The 514-nt window shown below is 34.4% G+C and carries 1 protein-coding gene; it reads right to left on the bottom strand.

What is annotated here, in order from left to right:
- The coding region (locus FOT98_RS31700) for an ATP-binding cassette domain-containing protein (RefSeq protein WP_260851165.1) at positions 1 to 461 on the bottom strand (461 nt) is incomplete at its 3' end.
- Positions 462 to 514: the final 53 nt, after the last annotated feature.

The following is a 514-nucleotide window of genomic DNA, read 5'->3' as shown; positions in this document are numbered from 1 at the left end:
TATTGGAGAGCTTCTTTGCTATATCGTTTTCCGTTGCAAAGTTCACATGTTTGAGTCACAGGATCCATAAAGGCCATTTCTGTAATTGTCACCCCTTTCCCTTTACATTTTGGACAAGCCCCTTTTCCATTAAAACTAAATAGTTGTATGGATACATTATTATCCTTCCCAAAGAGTTTTCTAATTGGAGATAATATATTTAAATAAGTTGCTGGTGTCGACCTTATATTTATACCTATGGAGTCTTGTTTTAAATCAATATAAAGGTTCGGAGAAACCTGCCGTTTCACGGCGTTAACTAAAGTACTTTTTCCCGAACCTGCAGGACCTGATATTACTGTCATAATTCCAACTGGAATTTTAACATCAACATCATGGACATTATGAGATTCAATATGATTCACCTGAATATATTCAGAAAAAGATCTTGTTTTTTTGAATTTTATGGGTTGTTGAAGCATTCTCCCTGTTATGGTATCCGATTCTAATAACTCTTGATAACTTCCAGTAAATG

Origin of the sequence: Bacillus sp. HY001 (genome assembly GCF_007558965.1) — a bacterium.
Taxonomy (GTDB): Bacteria; Bacillota; Bacilli; order Bacillales; family Bacillaceae_G; genus Bacillus_A; species Bacillus_A mobilis.
Note: the sequence above shows the minus strand (reverse complement) of the source record. Positions and strands in the feature narration are given on the sequence as shown.